The 1,110-nt window shown below is 64.7% G+C and carries 1 protein-coding gene and 1 pseudogene; one reads left to right on the top strand and one right to left on the bottom strand.

Features of this window, described 5'->3' with window-relative positions; all coding sequences use genetic code 11:
- Positions 1-531: transposase (locus AC1DWT_RS51470; RefSeq protein WP_477926301.1), on the top strand; the 531-nt coding region annotated here is incomplete at its 5' end.
- An 87-nt stretch (positions 532-618) separates the two neighbouring features.
- Here AC1DWT_RS51470 and AC1DWT_RS51475 read toward each other — a convergent pair.
- A pseudogene (locus AC1DWT_RS51475) lies at positions 619-1,015 on the bottom strand (class I SAM-dependent methyltransferase); the annotation flags it as partial.
- Positions 1,016-1,110: the final 95 nt, after the last annotated feature.

Below are 1,110 nucleotides of genomic sequence, written 5' to 3' on the forward strand. Positions count from 1 at the left end.
CACGTGCGTGACCCGCTCCCTGCAGGCCCGGGACGCGATCTGAAGGAGGACTCCGAGTATGTGCGGCACGGGACCTGTTCGATCTTCTGCTGGGTCGAGCCTCTGGCCGGCTGGCGGCGTGTCGATGCCCAGCCCCGGCGCACCAAGATCGACTGGGCTCGGCAGGTCAAAGAGCTTCTGTGCGTGGACTACCCGGACGCGGAGACGGTGGTGCTGGTGATGGACAACCTCAATACTCACGGCATCGGATCGCTCTACGAGGCCTTCGAGCCGGCCGAGGCGTTCGCGCTCGCGCAGCGACTCGAGATCCACCACACCCCCAAACACGGCTCGTGGCTCAACGTCGCCGAGATCGAGCTCTCTGTGCTGACCCGCCAGTGTCTGGACCGGCGCATCGAGGACCTCGAGACCCTGGGCGCCGAACTCGCCGCCTGGCAACGACAGACCAACGCCGATCAACGCCAGGTCCAGTGGCACTTCACCACCGACGACGCCCGCATCAAACTCCGCCACCTATATCCCAACACTTAGCCGCGACAGTCTACTAGTCCCTCGGCGATCATCAACACCGGCCGTCCGCGGAGGATACGGTCCAGCCAGGTCCGGTCGGTGACGCTGGAGCCGGTCCACCGGCTCGTCGAACTCCTCCCAGCCCTGCAGGCGGACCTGGGCGGTCCGCGTCCCCGGCAGACCTGACAGGAGTTCGGTGACGCGTCTGGTATTGGTTGTCGCTGAGGGTGAGGCCGATGACGTTGACATCGTATTTTTCGTGGGCGCGGAGCATGGTCGAACCCCAGCCGCAGCCGATGTCGAGCAGCGTCATGCCCGGCTGCAGGTCGCATTTGCCGAGCGAGAGGTCGATCTTGGCCCGTTGCGCTTGTTGGAGCGTCATGTCCTCGCGCGGGAAGTAGGCGCAGCTGTAGGTCATGCTCGGATCGAGGAACAGCCGAAAGAAGTCGTCGGACAGGTCGTAGTGGGACTGCACCTGCGTGAAGAAGGGCTTGAATTGCGACATTCCAGCTCCTGACCTCAACCCGTCGGGAAAACTCGTCGGCCGACTCACCGTCGAACGCCGCGCACCCGCGCCTGCATGAAGCTCACGTCTTGCCC

The sequence above is a fragment of the Rhodococcus sp. P4_B6 genome (assembly GCF_056402215.1).